Annotated in this window: 20 protein-coding genes and 2 other annotated features; of the genes, 16 read left to right on the forward strand and 4 right to left on the reverse strand. The window is 45.3% G+C overall.

What is annotated here, in order from left to right; translation table 11 throughout:
* The first annotated feature begins 158 nt into the window (after positions 1-158).
* The 7 genes from IQ294_RS03275 to IQ294_RS03305 all read left to right on the forward strand — a co-directional run bounded on the left by IQ294_RS03275 (position 159) and on the right by IQ294_RS03305 (position 5,776).
* Complete coding sequence (locus IQ294_RS03275) at positions 159-485, forward strand: PadR family transcriptional regulator (protein WP_203332567.1); 327 nt, start codon at positions 159-161, stop codon at positions 483-485.
* Positions 486-487: 2 nt separating this feature from the next.
* A complete protein-coding gene (locus IQ294_RS03280; RefSeq protein WP_203332568.1) occupies positions 488-1,156 on the forward strand; it encodes a DUF1129 family protein in 669 nt (222 codons plus the stop codon).
* A 739-nt stretch (positions 1,157-1,895) separates the two neighbouring features.
* Positions 1,896-2,158, forward strand: a binding site (T-box leader).
* A gap of 50 nt (positions 2,159-2,208) precedes the next feature.
* On the forward strand, positions 2,209-3,852 hold the full coding sequence (metG, locus tag IQ294_RS03285) for a methionine--tRNA ligase (protein ID WP_203332569.1): 1,644 nt from the start codon (positions 2,209-2,211) through the stop codon (positions 3,850-3,852).
* Positions 3,853-3,999: 147 nt separating this feature from the next.
* A complete protein-coding gene (locus tag IQ294_RS03290; protein ID WP_203332570.1) occupies positions 4,000-4,431 on the forward strand; it encodes a hypothetical protein in 432 nt (143 codons plus the stop codon).
* Between the two features lie 62 nt (positions 4,432-4,493).
* Entirely contained in the window at positions 4,494-4,955 is a 462-nt protein-coding gene (locus tag IQ294_RS03295) for a helix-turn-helix transcriptional regulator (RefSeq protein ID WP_203332571.1), read from the forward strand.
* Positions 4,956-5,010: 55 nt separating this feature from the next.
* Positions 5,011-5,316: a hypothetical protein gene (locus IQ294_RS03300; protein WP_203332572.1), complete on the forward strand. Its 306-nt coding sequence runs from the start codon at positions 5,011-5,013 to the stop codon at positions 5,314-5,316.
* A 16-nt stretch (positions 5,317-5,332) separates the two neighbouring features.
* Positions 5,333-5,776 carry a hypothetical protein gene (locus IQ294_RS03305; protein ID WP_203332573.1) on the forward strand — a complete coding sequence of 148 codons (444 nt, stop codon included), beginning with the start codon at positions 5,333-5,335 and terminating at the stop codon, positions 5,774-5,776.
* Positions 5,777-5,823: 47 nt separating this feature from the next.
* Here the strand turns inward: IQ294_RS03305 and IQ294_RS03310 are convergent, their stop codons facing one another.
* On the reverse strand, positions 5,824-6,411 hold the full coding sequence (locus IQ294_RS03310) for a hypothetical protein (protein ID WP_203332574.1): 588 nt from the start codon (positions 6,409-6,411) through the stop codon (positions 5,824-5,826).
* 139 nt (positions 6,412-6,550) lie between these two features.
* Here IQ294_RS03310 and IQ294_RS03315 point away from each other — a divergent pair, with 139 nt between their 5' ends.
* The 7 genes from IQ294_RS03315 (at position 6,551) to IQ294_RS03345 (ending at position 13,246) form a co-directional block, all read left to right on the forward strand.
* Complete coding sequence (locus IQ294_RS03315; RefSeq protein WP_203332575.1) at positions 6,551-7,441, forward strand: peptidase MA family metallohydrolase; 891 nt, start codon at positions 6,551-6,553, stop codon at positions 7,439-7,441.
* A gap of 116 nt (positions 7,442-7,557) precedes the next feature.
* Positions 7,558-8,475 carry a DMT family transporter gene (locus tag IQ294_RS03320; RefSeq protein ID WP_203332576.1) on the forward strand — a complete coding sequence of 306 codons (918 nt, stop codon included), beginning with the start codon at positions 7,558-7,560 and terminating at the stop codon, positions 8,473-8,475.
* A gap of 64 nt (positions 8,476-8,539) precedes the next feature.
* Positions 8,540-9,877 (forward strand): D-serine ammonia-lyase, encoded by a 1,338-nt coding sequence (gene dsdA / locus IQ294_RS03325; protein ID WP_203332577.1) that lies wholly within the window; start codon positions 8,540-8,542, stop codon positions 9,875-9,877.
* A 27-nt stretch (positions 9,878-9,904) separates the two neighbouring features.
* Positions 9,905-10,204 (forward strand): hypothetical protein, encoded by a 300-nt coding sequence (locus IQ294_RS03330; protein WP_203332578.1) that lies wholly within the window; start codon positions 9,905-9,907, stop codon positions 10,202-10,204.
* Positions 10,201-10,509, forward strand: a complete 309-nt coding sequence (locus IQ294_RS03335; RefSeq protein ID WP_203332579.1) for a TIGR04104 family putative zinc finger protein — start codon at positions 10,201-10,203, stop codon at positions 10,507-10,509. The genes IQ294_RS03330 and IQ294_RS03335 overlap by 4 nt, the downstream gene beginning before the upstream one ends.
* Positions 10,510-10,524: 15 nt before the next feature.
* Positions 10,525-10,729, forward strand: a binding site (T-box leader).
* 50 nt (positions 10,730-10,779) lie between these two features.
* Complete coding sequence (gene argS, locus IQ294_RS03340) at positions 10,780-12,471, forward strand: arginine--tRNA ligase (RefSeq protein WP_203332580.1); 1,692 nt, start codon at positions 10,780-10,782, stop codon at positions 12,469-12,471.
* A 394-nt stretch (positions 12,472-12,865) separates the two neighbouring features.
* The gene (locus IQ294_RS03345) at positions 12,866-13,246 is read left to right on the forward strand and encodes a hypothetical protein (protein WP_203332581.1); all 381 of its coding nucleotides are present in this window, start codon (positions 12,866-12,868) and stop codon (positions 13,244-13,246) included.
* Positions 13,247-13,465: 219 nt separating this feature from the next.
* On the opposite strand, the gene IQ294_RS03350 is transcribed toward IQ294_RS03345, so the two are convergent.
* From IQ294_RS03350 to IQ294_RS03360, 3 genes are all read right to left on the reverse strand, one after another.
* Complete coding sequence (locus IQ294_RS03350) at positions 13,466-14,143, reverse strand: amino acid ABC transporter permease (RefSeq protein WP_203332582.1); 678 nt, start codon at positions 14,141-14,143, stop codon at positions 13,466-13,468.
* 253 nt (positions 14,144-14,396) lie between these two features.
* Positions 14,397-15,242 (reverse strand): transporter substrate-binding domain-containing protein, encoded by an 846-nt coding sequence (locus tag IQ294_RS03355; protein WP_203332583.1) that lies wholly within the window; start codon positions 15,240-15,242, stop codon positions 14,397-14,399.
* Between the two features lie 176 nt (positions 15,243-15,418).
* Positions 15,419-17,083 carry an Rqc2 family fibronectin-binding protein gene (locus tag IQ294_RS03360; RefSeq protein WP_203332584.1) on the reverse strand — a complete coding sequence of 555 codons (1,665 nt, stop codon included), beginning with the start codon at positions 17,081-17,083 and terminating at the stop codon, positions 15,419-15,421.
* A gap of 132 nt (positions 17,084-17,215) precedes the next feature.
* Here IQ294_RS03360 and gmk point away from each other — a divergent pair, with 132 nt between their 5' ends.
* On the forward strand, positions 17,216-17,845 hold the full coding sequence (gene gmk, locus IQ294_RS03365; protein ID WP_203332585.1) for a guanylate kinase: 630 nt from the start codon (positions 17,216-17,218) through the stop codon (positions 17,843-17,845).
* Positions 17,845-18,069 carry a DNA-directed RNA polymerase subunit omega gene (gene rpoZ / locus IQ294_RS03370; RefSeq protein WP_203332586.1) on the forward strand — a complete coding sequence of 75 codons (225 nt, stop codon included), beginning with the start codon at positions 17,845-17,847 and terminating at the stop codon, positions 18,067-18,069. Before gmk ends, rpoZ begins: the two co-directional genes overlap by 1 nt.
* Positions 18,070-18,083 lie beyond the last annotated feature (14 nt).

Genomic DNA, 18,083 nt, shown 5'->3' on the forward strand with positions numbered 1-18,083 from the left:
CCCGCGGGTCGGCTTTTTCTTTTTCAGAAATACGCATCATAAATCTATTGACAATAAATTTAGACAGTTTTATACTTTGGTTAACTACTTGGTAAGACAAGGTAGTTAAATTTTTACCAACTATCTTGTTAGACCGAGTACTGGAAGAGGTGGACGCATTGGCGCTGAGAAGCCAGTTGTTAAAGGGAGTGCTTGATGCCTGTGTCATGGCGGTAGTGGAAGAGGAAGCGGTGTATGGTTATGAATTATCGCAAAAACTGCAAAAGATCGGGTTGCCGGACATCAGCGACGGAACGATTTATCCTGTTTTATTGCGGCTGCAGAAAAATGGTTTCATTCGGGGGGAAATGAGACCTTCAGCATCAGGACCGAACCGGAAATATTATTTTTTGACGGAGAGCGGCAGGGATGAGCTGAGGCAGATTGCGGCTGAATGGGAAGAAATTGCAACACCGGTAAGCAACCTATTGAAAAGGAGTGAATAGGGATGAGGACAGCAGCAACATTGATCGAAGAAAATAATGGGAAACGTGAATTGCTGAATGACGAAAACCTGGCTCTGTATGAAGAATTCCTGCTTTACATCCGAACGGATCTGCGGGTCGATGAGCAGGCAGGCGAAGAAGTATTGATGGATTTGCTGGACCATCTGCTGGAATCGCAGGCAGATGGAAAATCTGGCAAGGAGTTATTCGGCGACAGACCCCAGGATTATGCAGATGAGGTGATAGAAGCCTTACCGAGGGAGAAAAAGCGCAATGCAGCGGTATTCATCATTTCCCAGCTTTTGTCTCTCGCTGGCTGGTTCAGTATCGCGTATGGTGTAGTCTATATCCTGCTGTCATTTTTCACTGAAGTGGACACAGCGATCTCACTGGGCAACATCCTGCTTCTCCTGACAACCGTATCCTTTGTTGCGTTTATCGCAGTCTGTCTGATTTTCAAAATGGTGCGTTCGACTCTCTTCCGTCCGAAAAAAAGCCGGACGATGGAATATGTCAAAGCAGGCGCATTCGGCGCAGCTGCTTTCGGTATCATCATGCTGCTGGCGTGGCTGATTCCTGAATTCGGTCCGATCATTCAGCTCGAATGGTGGTTGTATGTGCTGACTGGACTTGTATTGATGGCTGCGGCAAAATTGCTGAGCCGCATTTAATAAAGAAACATGAAGAGGATCCCATCAGAAAAATTACTGGTGAGATCCTTTTCATTGGGGAAACATCCAATGGCCGTTCGTAAACGTGTAAGCAGAACTGCGAACGTTCGTAAATCCGGCTGATGCGTTCACGGATGTTCTTTAGACATTTCAGATTTATGCAGTGTTCGGAAAGGGATAGTTTTGCGAACGCCATTTATTTGTATAGCACTGATTTTAGTAACAGGTTTTTATTCTTAAGAACGATTGCTATACTAAAATGAATGAATTATTCGTTTTTTCTATTTATATCCAGTTGAAAATAATGAAATGCAAGGAGGAGAACTTATGGAGACGATATTTTTATTTTCTTTAATAATGCTGATTTTAGCTATAGCAATACTTAATACGACCAAAGTTGAAAAGTTAGAAAAAAGAATAAAGCAACTCGAGGAACAACAATAACATTCAAGGTTTTCAAACTCCTGACGCATAGTTATTAATTTTCGTTTTCACCACTATCTTTTAACCAAGATGATCGAGTTAAGCATGCGTCATAATCAAGGATTAAACGAGCTGCAAACTGTATAAGAACGAGTGGACTGACAGTATTATATATGGGATCTTAAACCCTGGATCAGAGGAGAAGCTAAAAGCGAAATTAGTACTTCAATTCGAAAATAAGATTCGGTTTTTCGATTATCTTTATTGCTTGTTATTGTAATAAGTCCTTGCAAGAGATATACTATTCTAAATAAATAATCAGGCGTTGATGAGAAAAGTAGATTGACTGCATTTTTCCAAGAGAGCTTCGGCAGCTGAAAAGAAGCAAAAATGCGCAATCGAAAAATGGTCTCGGAGCTTCGGTTTGAACGTTCCTTTATGGAACCAGTAGGATGCGACAAGTGTTGGTACTTGTTATCAAAACCACAGTATAGGAGCAGCGGCTTTGTACTTGTTGAGGCTGTCAATGTGAGTTGGCGGCAAATTAAAGTGGAACCACGGGCGAACCCCGTCTTTATCGATTTCGGATAAAGACGGGGTTTTTTATATGTTAAGGAGGAATGGAAAAGATGAGTGTATTTATTGGAGGGGCATGGCCCTATGCGAACGGCTCTCTGCATTTAGGACATATCGCGGCATTATTGCCGGGGGATATACTGGCCAGGTATCACCGGCTGAAAGGGGAGAAGGTGCTGTATGTATCCGGCAGCGACTGCAACGGCACGCCGATTGCCATCCTGGCGAACCAGGAAGGCAGGACCATCAAGGAAATTGCAGACCATTACCATCAGGAGTTCGTAAATAACTTTTCAAAGCTGGGTTTCACGTACGACCTTTATACGCGGACGGACGGCGCGTTTCACCATGAAACGGTCCAGCGCATATTTTTAACTTTAATGGAGAATGGCCATATCTATAAGAAAGAGATTGATCAGATGTATTGTGAGCATGACCGGCAGTTTCTCCCGGACCGTTATGTGGAAGGCATCTGTCCGGTCTGTTCCCACCCTTCCCGCGGAGACCAGTGCGATAATTGTTCCACCATTCTGGACCCGCTGGATTTATTGGAACCGACATGCAAGATTTGCGGGAACCGTCCGGCCGTCAAGAAAACGGAGCATTTCTATTTCGAGCTGAGTGCCTTCCAGGAAGAGCTGCAGGCTTATGTCAATGGAGCAAAGCAACAGGATGCCTGGCGTGAAAATGCCATCCACTTGTCTGAACGGTATCTGAAGGAAGGATTGCTGGACCGGGCGGTGTCGCGGGATTTGCCGAATGGCGTCCCATTGCCGGTGAAAGGCTACGAAGACAAGAAAGTGTACGTGTGGATTGAAGCGGTTTCGGGCTATTATTCAGCGAGCCGTCAGTGGGCTGAAGAAAATCAGCAGGATGACGGCCCGTTTTGGCAGGAAGATACGACCGCTTATTATGTGCACGGCAAAGACAATATTCCGTTCCATACCATCATCTGGCCGGCCATTCTAAAAGGGATCGGAGTTGCAGGCTTGCCGACCCACATCGTTTCCAATGAATACTTAACACTCGAAAAGCGGAAAATATCGACGAGCAAAAACTGGGCGGTGTGGGTGCCGGATATCCTGGAGCGGTATGATCCGGATTCCATCCGTTATTTCCTGGCCATCAATGCACCGGAAAACCGCGATACGGATTTTTCCTGGAGGGAATTCATCTACAGCCATAACGGTGAACTGTTGGGGGCGTACGGCAATTTCATCAACCGGACGCTTAAATTCGTCGAGAAAAGCTATGCAGGAATCATTCCGCAGGCGGAAATTGATCCGGAAATTAAAGGCAGGATCGAAGCCCTGTATGCGAGCGTTGGCCAAAAAATAGAAGAAGGTTATCTGAAACTGGCTATTGAAGAGATTTTCGCTTTCATTCGCTATGCCAATAAATACTTTGACGAAAAAGAACCGTGGAAGGAATTAAAAGAGAACAAGGTTTCATGTGATCGAACCATCGCCAATTGCATGGTGATCATCACGAATGTCATCCAGTTATTGAATCCGTTCCTGCCGTTTTCAACGGAAAAAGTAAAAGGCATGTTAGGGATGGAGAAATTGAATTGGCATTATGTGCCTTGTGGAACTGAAAAGATAGCGGACATCAAGCCGCTGTTTGAACGGTATGATGTGAAGCGGATTGAAGAAGAACTGGAGAAGTTGATAGGCGGGTCTGGAGAAGCATCTTGATAAAAAGTTGGAATTCTTAATGAAGAAGGAAAGGGGAGGAATTTCCTCCTCTTTCCTTCTTTATTTTTCCGAGTTGTATATTTTACACTTTAGGTGTAAAATTACACTATCAAAAGAATGTTATTTTTTTTTAAATGGGGGAGCTGAATGGAGAAACGAGTAGCTTTATCGATTTTGTTGATAGTTATCACGTTTATTGTCTGTCTTGTCCTGAATTTCCCAAACGCATTGATGGGAGATCCGCCGACCGTCAAAAATGCAGGGATCACTTTTATATATGCTGCAATCTGGACTTTCGTGTATGCGGTGGTTATATGGGTTAAAGACCAAGCGGCAATGAAGTTTTTCGGGATGTTCTGGCTGCTGACTTTATTTTTTTCAGTGCTGACGATTCTTGTTAATGTACAAGTTTTGGATGCTTTTTGGGCAACACCATTTGTAGCATTATTCATAACCCCGTGGTATGGAATCGAATTATTTACAGGCGACTTCCTGATTACGGCAAGTATCATTTCTTTCCTATCCTTGCTGTTCCTTTTTGCCGCTTTTTCCTCCCTTAGAAAAGCCCGAAGTATTTGAACGGGTTATCCCGGAATGTTTCATTGTATCAAAAACAAATAAAAAAGAATGGAGGTGATGGAATGAACCAGGAAGAACTGGTGGATATCGTATCCCAGAAAATAAGGTTAATCCGGTTGGAAAAGGAATTTTCGCAGGAAGAAATGTCGAAGATTCTCGGGATTTCCAAAAAGACTTTGATCCAGATTGAAAAAGGCAGAGTGGCAGCCGGCTGGAACGTGGTCGTGACGTGCATAGCATTATTTGAGCAGAGTGAAATCCTGCGCAACGGACTGGGAGATGATGGATTGGAGGTCGTACGGCTGATCACTTTCAACAATATTGAGCAGCCTGTCATGAGAACGATGGGTGGAAAAATCTGGTGGAAGGAAATAGAAAATCGTGGCGGATTTAAGCTCCAGCAGAATGTCGTCAGTCAGCATTTTCGAATCATTGACGAGTCAAATTATCGCTGGTTCAGTTCATTTGAATTGGAAGAGGCTATGCTTCATCTGAAGTATTTGGAAAAGATAAGGGGAAAATGATATCCATTTGTTTTGGTGATGCTTTTTAAACGAATAAACAGGAAGAGGTGAGAGGATGAAAACGTTTTACGGTTTCCTGATCGGCAGTTTTTTGCTGGCAACTATCTTCAGTGTGTTTGGGCAATCGATAGCTTATTTTTTATCCGAACACTTTATACCGATTTGGCCAGTTTATTACCTGACCGCATTGACAGGATTGGGATTTCTGCTGTATTTGCTTACAGCTTTTTTGATATTCCGTTCATTCAAGAAAAGGCAGCCGGCTTATCAATATCTGGAACCCATCGCCGTGTTGCTATTCATCGCAGGATTGAGTGCATCGGTTTGGTCGATTATCGTGACGGCCATGTGGTGGGGGTAGGGAAGGAGATGATAGAATGACGTCCAAGATTTATGTATGGCTGATAAGTTCGTATCTGCTCGCTTTTTCCATAAATCTGATTCCATCACTCAAGCATCCGGATTCCCATCTGACATTCATCAATCTATTGGCAGCCAGTTTATTGCTGCTGGCATTTCTGGCTGGTATCAAACGTATGCTTTTTCAGGCTAAATACCATAAAAGGGCAAAAGGAATCTTAATGGCCGGTTTCCTGTCAGGCTTACTTGTATTTGGCATTAAAATGCTGGAAGAAACTGTGATGAATAACATGGCCCTTGATGCAATAGCTTCCATTCAATATCCATTATATCTCCTGTTCATCACACCGTTTTTTGGTATGAACTATCTGCTGGACCTGGGATATGGAACTTTTTCGTTGTTGGTCTCGATCGTGTATCTCCTTATGTTCGCTGCTGTAATTGCTATTAAGAAATGTTGAGGGAAATAAATGGAGATTATTAGAGGTTGCTGCTTGGCGTCCTCTAATCATTTCGTTAGTCCTAGCTCTAAAACAAGATGCTTCACTTTTATAAAGCGTTCTTTAAAAACAATTAAATTCTGAGTCCGCGTATCTTTTTCCCTAAAGGATAGGTATGTACCGGCACTGTCTAAAAGCTCATGCAGAAATTCGGTTTCATCCAGGGTTGCCTTTGTTTCAATTGAGGCAGGGGTCCCTGTTCGGCCATCATAATGAGCATTAGGACGTTTTGCATGGAATGAAAGCAGATTTTTCGGCTGAGTCTGAATTCTGTTCAACGACCATTCCAATCCGTTCAGTGACAAGTCGGCAGTTCCATACTTATTATTTTTCAGATAATCCAGCACCATCGTTACGAAGCCGGTCCAAAGTAAATCCAAATCATCCCAATCTGCAAAAGTAGTAACGTATTTTTGTGCCGCTTGAATAGTAATTGCACCGTATAAAGCGCGGTCTATATCACGGGATGAAAATGACTGAATCACTGCCGGAGCATCTTCTGAAGTGATTGCAACAAAATATGATTCTGCAGAATCTTTGTTTTCCTGGTAGTAACTTAAATTTTTTCTTGCTAGAAAAGTGGTGATTGTGAGCATTGGCAATCTGCCTCCTTCAGGTGTTGACCTGATCGTTTCATTTATAAGTGGAAAATTCAAACTTGTTCTATTTTATCTGGATTTAATTGATACAATGGTAGGCAGATACTAAAGGACATGTAAGGAAAAGGAGCGTTGCATGAAAAAATCCACAAAAATAATCCTGTTGATTTCAACGATCGTATTATCCACCCTGTTTTTAATCATGCTGGGAGGAAGTTATATTGTCTATAAGGTGGCAGTAGAGCCTCTTGGCACAGATCTTACCTATGTCCAGACGATGAAAGGTTTTATCACCGGAAAGGCAGAAGGTGAAAGTGTCAGAGAGCTGAAAGCATCTTCCATGCGGGAAGATCACCGGCACATTTCCATCTATTATGAAGAGAATTTCTCAGAGTTGCTGCCGCTTACGAAAGAGGTTTTGGATATGGCCATCGAGAGGAATGAGGAACTTCTTGGAAAGACAGAAGAAGTTCCGGTCGATTTGCTGGTTTATGAGAATTTTATGGAGATGAACGGCTTCCAGATGCGTGAAGTGCAAGATGCCTATTATTCAGATTTCCAAAAAATCATCGCTATACATAATTCAGGGAAAGAAGTTTTATTGGCAGCAGATGAACTTGCACTCTACAGTTTTCGGCAGATTCTCCTGCATGAGTACAACCATTATGCATTTTACCGCAAAGTATCGAACGCAAACCGTTATCCGATGTGGTTTATAGAGGGATTGGCTGAATATGCAGGCAATGATCCGGAACGTGTATATCCACCGCATTTCCAGAGCGTCCCTTTTGCGGAATTGCACAGTCCGGGACAATGGGAAGCGGCATTTTCAGCGTCACTTGCGAGTCCATATTCGCAGAGCTATTATGCACTAAAGTTCCTTGCCGAAGAGTTCGGAGAAGAAGTCATCACGCAGCTTATTGACGCGGTCGAAGAATCCCGCAATTTCGAAGAAAGTTTTACAGCCGTCACCGGCTTGACGCTTCTTGAGCTGGAAGACGACTATCTGAGTTCTTATAAAGAATGAAATTTTTTATCATACTTAAGAATCTGCTCAGCACAAGCCACAAGGAAAAATGAAGTATCAGAGGACTTTCTTGAACCGATCCTATGAATTGCTTAAACAGGAGAAGGAGGGTTCTTATGAATCGGTTGAAAGGAATTGGAATGATACTGAGCGGAGCGGCTCTTTGGGGAGCTACGGGTCCGCTGATGGAATGGATCATGGGCGTCTACGGGATATCGGTTTCGTTCATGCTGACGCTGCGGCTGATCATCGCAGGTATGTTGCTCCTTGCTTTCCTGAAAATGAGGAAAGTCAAAATCCTTTCCGTGTTTCAGGGCGGTATTTGGGTCCGGCAATTACTGATCTTTTCAGTGCTCGGCATGCTCGGGGTCCAGTTCAGTTTTGTGTCATCCATTGAATCGAGCAACGCAGTAGTCGCCACCTTGTTTCAGTTCTTGGCACCACTTTACATCATTATTTTCATATCGCTGCAACATAAAAAGTTTCCGCCGATATATCAGATTGTAGGGATGGCGGGAACACTTGCCGGTCTTTTCCTGCTGCTCACGAATGGCAGGCTCGATGAACTGACAATCAGCGGGCCGGCTCTTTTCTGGGGATTGATGGTCGGTATCACATTCGCTTTTTATACCCTTTATCCTGGCCGCTTAATGGCGGAATGGGGCGTGCTGCTCATTGTCGGCTGGTCAATGCTGTTCGGCGGCATATTCCTAGGGATGATCAATCCTTTGTTCCTGTCGCCAGATTGGCCGCTATTGGCAGAACCGGGGGTATCCATCGGGATTTTTGCAGTCATCATCATCGGGACATTGGCGTTCGTCCTATTCCTGAGCAGCATGCGTTTCATATCGCCTGTCGAAACAAGTATTCTGTCTGCATTCGAACCCTTGACTGCGATGATCATCACGGCTCTCTGGTTCGGCCAGTACCTGGCTCCCGTGCAGCTGGCAGGCACCATCATCATGCTGATTTTCGTTACATGGCTTTCACTATCAGGCTCAGGAAATAAAGAAGAGCGGCAGGGAGAAAACTGAAAAGATTGTTTTTTTCCTGTATGATGTGAGTAGAAGCAGTCATATAGCAGAAAGGATGATTCCAATGGCGTTTACTCAACATCAACTCACGGATTGGCAGCAGCAATTTCCTCTATTGACAGATATCATGGATTTTCAGCCGGTGTTCTGGCTGAACCCCAAGCTGCAAGAAGGAACAACGAGTAGCGAGTTTGCCGTTTCAAAAGAGGAGATGCAGCAGGCTGAAGAACTTTGGCACAGATTTGCGCCATTTCTGTCGAAGGCATTTCCGGAAACGGCTGAAGCCGGCGGAATCATCGAATCGCCTTTGAAGGAAATTGCAGGCACCAAAAAAATTCTTCAAGAAAAATATGAGACTCCTATCTCCGGGAAACTATTGCTTAAATGTGATAACGATCTGCCGATTGCGGGATCGATCAAAGCCCGTGGAGGATTTTATGAAGTGCTTCATTTTGCAGAGCAATTGGCATTGGACCAAGGGATGGTCAAGGAAGATGACGATTACAGTAAATTCGGAAGCGCCGAATTCAGGGAGTTTTTCAGCCAGTACTCGATAGGTGTGGGATCGACGGGCAATTTAGGCCTCAGCATCGGGATCATCAGCGCGAAACTCGGTTTTTCGGTTTCGGTTTATATGTCGTCAGACGCAAAAAGCTGGAAGAAGGATTTGCTGCGGGCTAAAGGCGCGATCGTCCACGAATTTTCAGGTGATTTCGGAGAAGCGATCCTGGAAGGGCGCAAGCAGACCAAAGAGAATCCGAAAGCATATTTTGTCGATGATGAAAGTTCGAAGCATCTTTTCCTCGGCTACAGCACGGCCGCTTTCAGATTGAAGGAGCAACTCGGTGCTTTGGATATTCAGGTGGATGCGGATCATCCGCTGATCGTCTATCTGCCATGCGGTGTCGGAGGGGCACCCGGGGGCATTGCATTTGGTTTGAAACAAATTTATGGGGATGCGGTCCACTGCTTTTTTGTGGAACCGACGCATTCACCTGCCGTATTGATCGGGCTGATGACCGGCGAAAAGGAAAAAGTCTGCGTACAGGATTTCGGCATCGACAATCAGACGGAAGGTGATGGGCTCGCAGTCGGCAGGCCTTCGAGTTTTGCCTCTTCCATCAGTGAAAAATTGGTGAGCGGTATTTACACACTGGAAGATGAGGAGTTATTCAAATTGCTGGCGCTGCTTGCAGATGGAGACGGAATTTACGTGGAGCCTTCAGCTGCTGCCGGCTTGCTGGGGCCTTCCCGGCTCGCTGCTACCGAGTATCTGGAGAGCCGTTGGTTTGATGCTGCCGATGCAACCCACATTGCGTGGGCGACAGGCGGTGCCCTGGTTCCGGACGAAGACATGAAAATGCTTTATCACAAAGGGCATGAAAAATGGAAAAACACTTGATCTGAAGAGAGGAGAGGGGGAACTGATATGGATCAGTCATGGTTTTTGATAATTGCCTCAGCAGCGGTTTTATTCGCGTTTGTTTTCTATAATTCGGTTCAGAAAAAATTCGAAATGATGGATAGGAAAATCTCTAAACTAACTGCTGAAGTGAAGAAGCTGCAGAGTGGTGACGCTTATGAAGAGCCGGCTGTCAATGGCCGCCTGCGTGAATTGCTGAAAGAAGGAAAGAATGTACAGGCTGTGAAAGAAGCCAGGGAAGCATTCGGTTACTCCCTGTTGGAAGCGAAACAATACGTCGATGGCCTGTCAGGGGAGAACCGATGATCCAGAAATGTGAACATTGCAGAACCCCTTTTGCATGGGGACAAATTTTTAAATCTCTCTGGTTTGCCTTTCAACCGGTTACGTGCCGGAATTGCGGAACTGAGCATAAAGTCGCCAATGCTTCACGGCTAATGGCTGTAATGTTGCTGCTGGTACCGGTGATCGTTGTTTTCATTTTCATGGAAAATTCATCGATTGTGATGCCGCTGCTGCTGATAATAGCTGCGGATTCCTTGCTTCTTCCTTTTATACTGAAATATGAGAAGCTTGAAAAGCAGCTTGACACAAATAATGGAAATCGGTAAGATAACAAAAATACATGAAATTCTATGAAGATAAGAGTAGGTATGGGGAAGGCGAAAGCGAGCGGGGGATGGTGCGAGCCCGGCGGCCGGAATATACTGAAGCGCATATCTGAGAAACCGCCTGAACGTTCAGTAGGGCTGGTCGGCCGACGCCGTTACCGTTTCAAGCTGGCCCGTAATGGGCAATCAGAGTGGTACCGCGGGAAATCCCGTCTCTAATTTCGATTAGAGGCGGGATTTTTTATTTTGATGAAAATGGGGGAAATCGGAATGAACTACAGTCAATTGTTTGCTGAAGAAATCCATAAAAAACTGGGAGGGTTACTTGCTGTTGAAACAGTGATGGAGCTGGTGGAAAAGCCGAAATTCGGCAATCAAGGCGATTTGGCTTTTCCTTGTTTTTCATTGGCGAAGCTGAAGAGACAGGCTCCCCAAAAAATTGCACAGGAGCTGGCGGAACATTTGGTGCATCCGGATTTTGAAAAAGTGGTTGCGGAGGGTCCGTACGTCAATTGTTTTCTGGATAAAAAGACAGCCAGCCGACAGGTAATGCAAACGATCCTGAAGGAACAGGCGGAATACGGCAAGAATGATATCGGGCAAGGGAGAAATATCACGATCGATTTTTCGTCGCCGAATATCGCCAAGCCATTTTCGATGGGGCATTTAAGGTCAACGGTCATCGGCAATTCCATGGCGAAAATTGTGGAGAAAGTCGGTTTTAAAGCTGTAAAGATTAACCACCTCGGTGATTGGGGCACTCAGTTCGGAAAATTGATCGTCGCTTATAAAAAATGGGGCGAGGAAAGTCGGGTAAAAGAAAATCCGATTCCGGAATTGCTGGCGCTGTACATTAAGTTCCATGAAGAAGCGGAACACGAAACAACGCTGGCAGAAGAAGCCCGGATGTGGTTTAAGAAATTGGAAGACGGCGACGCCGAAGCAGAGGAGTTATGGACCTGGTTCAAAGATGAATCATTGAAGGAATTCAGCAAAATCTACGAGCTGCTCGGAGTCGAATTCGATTCCTACTCGGGCGAAGCGTTTTATAATGGCAAAATGGAAGCGACTATCAGGCTGCTGAAGGAAAAGGACCTGCTCGTCGAATCAGAAGGGGCAGAAGTCGTTGATCTGGCCGAGCACAATCTGCCGCCGTTTTTAATCCGAAAAAGCGACGGCGCTACGCTCTACGGCACGCGCGATTTGACAGCTGCCCTGTACCGGAAAGAGAATTATCAATTTGCGGAATCGCTGTATGTTGTCGGCCAGGAGCAGACGCTTCATTTCAGGCAATTGTTTTTGACGCTCGGGAAAATGGGCTTTGACTGGGCCCGCCACATGAAGCATATTCCGTTCGGTTTTATCTTGAAAGAAGGGAAGAAGATGTCGACGAGAAAAGGCAAAGTGGTTTTATTGGACCAGGTGCTGAAGGAAGCGATCGAGCTTGCAGAAAAGAATATCAACGATAAAAATCCGGCACTTTCAAATAAAGAAGAAACTGCAAAAATGGTCGGGGTCGGTGCGGTCATTTTCCATGACCTGAAAACCGAACGCCAGAATAATGTCGAATTTTCACTGGAGGATATGCTCCGTTTTGAAGGAATGACGGGGCCTTACGTGCAATATACGCATGCCCGGGGCTGTTCGATCCTGAGGAAGTCGGGCGTGGCGCCGGAAACCCTGACGCCTGAAGGATTGGATGACCCCCACAGCTGGGAAGTGATCAAAACACTGATGGCTTTTCCGGATGCTGTGCTGAAAAGCTATCAGCAAAGCGAGCCTTCTGTTATTGCAAAATTTGCTGTAGAGCTGGCGCAGGATTTCAATAAATACTATAGCCACGTTAAAGTGCTGGAAGAAGATTCCGAGAGGGAAGCGCGTTTGGCGCTCGTCTCCGCCGTTACGGTTGTTTTGGAGGAGAGCTTGCGGTTGTTAGGCGTACAGGCGCCTTCCGCAATGTGAAAAATAATTTCAGGCGCAGGCTATTTCAGAGGTTTCCGGCATACTTCAGGCGAAAGAAATTCATGTATACCTTCCGGCGGATCTGCTTCAAGAGAATGAATAGATGTATACCTGAAGTTTCCAGTATATCGACCGACATTCATGGGAAGTGATGTTTACGGCGGGTGGCGATGATGCTGGGAAATGGATTTAAGGTTAAGAGAGCAAATCGACGATAAAGAAGGTAGAATCGACGATAAACCGAAGAAAATCGACGATAAACTAAATAAAAATGGCCGTCACAATTTTGTGGCAGCCATTTCATCATTTGTAACTATCTCAGTGCATCCCCGTCTATAACAGTAATCAAATGATTATTTGAAGGGAGTGGGAGATGTTGCGAAGAGGTCTGGTGTTGATTTTAATAGTGAGTTTGCTGGCGATGACGGCTTGCACAGATGCGGAACCACAATCATTGGAAGAATTATATTTGGAAGCAGGGATTCAGACTGCTGATAAAATCACCATCCAGGATGGCTCGACAGGCTATAGTAAAACATTGGTAGACAAGGAAAAAATGGATGGATTTCTTGCTTCGATTGACGATATCATGTTTATTCCGGAAGCTGATCAGGAAAAGCGGGAAGGCTGGCGGTATAGTGTATCTCTTTTCGACGGTGAAGAAGCGTTCAATTTTACACTGAATGAAATCGAAGGAACATATTATTATACAGAGCCGGATATTTTTCCCATTGTCGATCGCTACTATAAAGAGTTGGAGTTGTCCGAACAATGATTTCCTTGAGAATCGCTGATAAAGGGGGAATAATCGCTGATAAACCGAAAATAATCGCTGATAAACCCTGAAAAATCGCTGATAAACTCAAAATAATCGCTGATAAAATATTTGCGATGTACTTATAATTTACAAATGTATATTTATTCCATACAAAAACATTTTTCATTCCACATAAAAAAGGCAGCCACAAAAATTTCGAGGCTGCCTTTCAATCTTTTATAGATAATCCGCATACCGCTTTTCAAGATAATTCTGCAGCACGGTCATGACCGAACAGATGGCCCAGTAGATCAGCGCTACCAAAATCAATAATGTCAGCAGATCGTATTCCCGGCCGCCGATGATGCGGGCTTTTTGGAAAATTTCCGGCACTGTGATCATCGCGGCGAGTGAAGAAGCTTTGATAAGGTCGAGGTAGACGTTGGATAATGGCGGCACCGCAATCCTCACCGATTGGGGAAGGATGATGCGGCGCATTGTCTGCCAATAGGTGAGGCCGAGAGCCGTCGAAGATTCCCATTGCCCCTTATCGACGGATGCCAGGGCAGATCTGAAAACTTCCGCTATATAGGCGGCTGAGTTGATGGTGAATCCGATCAAAGCTGCCTGGACTGCTGTAAATTCGATGCCGATGACCGGCAATGCGAAATAAAGGAGAAACAGGATGACAAGAATCGGAACGCCCCGCATGAACGATATATACAGCCGTGCGGGCCATTGCAGAATCTTCAGCGGCGATGTTCTGGCGAGTGCCAGGAAAAAGCCGATGATGAGTCCCCCCAGCATACTGACGATTGAAATGAGCAGCGTATACCATATTCCTTCAAGTACGTAAGGGAGGGATTCGATCGCGAGTACCGGATCGAATAATAACTCCCATTGTATATCGTTCATCGAATCCCTCCTTCAATATTCGGTCATAAGCCAGCTCAGCTGCGCGGTCAGGACCGCTGCGCTGCTCTGTCTTATGACATTCAGAGCTTAACGGGCGTTGCCGCTTTTCTAATGTCCAGACTCCAACGGCCCAGCTCTTCGGGTCATACCAAAGTGATTTCGTTAAAACTCTCTGTGCTCCACCAGCGCTTTGCGCTTTGTCGCAAAGAGATATCCCAAATTTCATTTGGTCTATCTTTTCGTTGCCGCTTTTCTATTCTTCAATATCTACTTCTACAGAAACATCTGCTCCGCCGAAGAATTCTTTTGAAATTTCAGTGATGGTGCCGTCTTCCAGCATCTCATCGATGACGCGATCAACGTTTTCAGCCAGTTCATCATTGTCTTTATTCATGACCAGCCCGACTTGTGATGGCAAATACTTGATGTCCGGATGGATCGTGATGTTCAATTCCGGGAATGCGGCTACGCCGAATGTGGACAGGTAATAGTCGTTCAAGATGACATCCGTGCGGCCGATGGACACGTCACGCAGATAGACTTCATTTGTCGCGTTATCGTATGTCACTTCTTCTGCACCGTTTTCACGGGCGATTTCCATGTAGATGGAAGTGGCGGCACCGGCAGCTTTTTTGCCTTCCAGGTCTTCAAGTGAAGAGATGCCGGAAAGGTCATCTTTACGTACAACAGCAGTGCCGTATGAATATTTGATAGGCGTGGAGAAGATGAATTCCTTCTCACGGTCCTCGGAGATTTCTATATCGTTTGCAGCTATATCAACCTGGCCTGTCTGAACGCTTGTCAGCATTTCATCAAAGCCCATTTCTTTGAAATCGATATCTAGCTCGAGGCGCTCCGCAACTTCGCGGGCGACTTCCACTTCAAAACCTGTTAACTCGTTGGACTCTGAATCGTGGAAAGAAGTCGCAAGCAATGTTCCGGACGTAGCAACAGTCAATTTGCCTTCTTCCTGAATTTCATCCCAGGCAGTCGTGTTTTCAGATGTATCATCGTCTGAATTTCCGCCGCACGCCGTAAGGACCAGCAGGGACGAAGCAATCAATGAAGCAAGCGGAAAAAATTTTTTATTTTTCAACATGATGAAGAAACCCCCTATATTTTTTTAATCCTTTAAAAACATAGCATTAAGCAGAAGGAAGGGCAATATATGAAGCCGCTTTTCCAAAACGCAGAAGATTAAATCAATTTAGAATAAAATAATTATATTATGTAAAGAAGAACAGCCGCCCTTAAATCAGGGCGGCAGTTCATGAGTTATTTCTTTAATTTAATGACGAGTTCTTCATCCGGCGTCACAAAAACGGTTTTCTGTTCAAAATAAATGACGAATCCGGGCTTGGCGCCATTCGGCTTTTTCACTTGGCGCACTTCCGTGTAATCCACGGGGACTGAAGACGACTCACGCGCTTTGCTGAAATAGGCGGCAATGGTCGCAGCTTCCATAATCGTCGTTTCGTCCGGTTCCGGATGATGGATGATGACATGTGAACCGGGAATGTCTTTTGTGTGGAGCCAAGTGTCGGATTTCGCGGCAACTTTAAAGGTCACGTAATCATTCTGTTTATTGTTTTTGCCTACTGAAATCGGGATTCCCGAGCTTGAAACGTAGGGTTCCACGGAAGGTTTCACCGGCTTTTTCTTTTTCTTCGATTTTTGAGCTTTCATATAACCCTGCTCAGCCAGTTCTTCGCGGATTTCTTCAATATCGGAAATGCCTGCCTGCTGCACCTGTGACATCAATGTCTCAAAATAAGAGATGTCCTCTTCGGTTTTATCGATCTGCTCCTGCGTTTTCACCACAGCGATTTTGGCTTTCTGGTAACGCGAATAGAACTTTTGGGAGTTTTCGATGGGAGTTTTCCGCGGATCCAAAGGAATCAGCACTTTTTCTTCATTATAATAGTTGTCGACTTCGATTTCCTTCATGCCTTTTTGTATGCGATGGATATTCGCCATGAGGAGTTCGCCGTTCAATTGGAGCTGGTCACGCTTTTCGGCCTGGTCCTGTTCTTTTTTCAATTTCTTCAACTTCAGTTTGAGTTTTGAAATTTCGTTCTGCAGCCAGCGTTCCAGATCGCCTGCCTGCTGTTTGACGCGGTCGCGTTCAGCTTTTGCAAAATACATGCGGTCAAGCAATTCACCCAGGTTCTGGTAAGTCAATCCGGCACCGGCAATATGGGTAAGGGGTGTTGCAGAAAAATAGCTTTTGCCTTCGTGCTCGACGTAATAGCCGCCGGGTGAATCCTTACTGAAATCCTGCAGGAAGTTTTCTGCGGCGGTTTTTTTATCTTCGGTGCCTGAGAAGCGGTGATGCAGTTCGCGGGCAGTCAGCGGGGAAAATCCGGCAAACGTGCTGACGATTCCTTTTTCGTCCAGAGTCGATAATGCATCGCTGTATGTAAAGGGATCTTTTTTATCCTGGGACGGCGGAAATACATACGTCTGCCCGGGCAAAATCGTCCGGAACGAGTTTACGCTCGGCGGCAGATGTTTCAAACTGTCGAGGATCATCATGCGTTCGGCGTCGACAAGGATGACGTTCGAATGGCGGCCCATCATTTCGACGTGCAGTTCGCGTTCGATGTCATCGCCGATTTCATTTTTCGCCTTGATCTTCAGGATGATGAGGCGGTCCATCCCGTGCTGGGAAATTTCTGTAATGACACCTCCCTCGATATGTTTGCGGAGCAGCATGCAGAACATCGGAGGCTCGGATGGATTGATATTGGCCTCTTTTGTGAGATGGATCCGGGAGTAGGACGGGTGGATCGATATCAGTAATTTATGGTTGGCTCCTTGTGCGCGTATGTGAAGCAATAGTTCAAGCTGGTTGGGCTGATGAACTTTTGAAATTCTGCCGCTGACCAATTGCTGCAGTTCGGTGGTCATCGCTTTTGTAAATAATCCATCAAATGCCATGAAAATCCCTCTTTCAAATCGTTTTGTTCCATCTTATCATTTTCAGCGTGTATTATGATATAATAAGACAGTTAGTTACAAAACGAAGAATATAGACCGGATGTATTGGCGGTGGTTAAGGTGGGTAATGAAATGAGAAAACAACGCGGACAACGCGGACTGCTGATCGTGCTATCAGGACCTTCCGGGGTCGGAAAAGGCACAGTCAGAAAAGAGCTGTTCTCACAGCCGGATACGAATTACGAATATTCCATCTCGATGACGACACGTTCGCCGCGTGAGGGCGAATTGGACGAAGTGGATTATTTCTTCAAGACGCGTACGGAGTTCGAAGAGCTGATCGAACGGGATCAGCTGCTTGAATACGCGGAATTTGTGGGGAATTATTATGGCACGCCATTGGAGTATGTCAACAAAATGCGCGATGCCGGCCGGGATGTGTTCCTGGAAATCGAAGTACAGGGCGCTGCCCAAGTGCGCGATAAGGTGCCTGATGGGCTGTTCATCTTTTTGGCTCCGCCAAGCCTCACGGAACTTGAAGAACGTCTTGTTGGGCGCGGCACAGAGTCCGATGAAGTAATCGCATCACGCCTCAGTGCAGCAAGACAGGAACTTGAAATGATGAACCTTTACGATTATGTGGTTGAAAATGACGAAGTCGAAAATGCCTGTGACCGGATCAATGCCATTATCATTGCAGAACATTGCAAGCGTGAACGTGTTGAAAAAAGATATTTTGATATGCTAAAGGAGAATGCATGATGTTATATCCATCAGTTGATAAATTAAAAAGCCGTATTGATTCAAAATACTCTTTGGTAGCCCTTGCTTCCAAGCGGGCCCGCCAATTGCACGAACATGGCGACGACAAATTGGAGAGCTACACTTCAGCCAAACCTGTCGGTAAAGCGCTTGAAGAAATCGCAGAAGGTGCTTTGACTCAAGAGCGCCAGGATGAATCTGCAATCTACGATGACGAAATTTAACCATTAATGACAAT

Origin of the sequence: Planococcus beigongshangi (assembly GCF_016820495.1) — a bacterium.
In the GTDB taxonomy this organism is placed as follows: domain Bacteria; phylum Bacillota; class Bacilli; order Bacillales_A; family Planococcaceae; genus Planococcus; species Planococcus beigongshangi.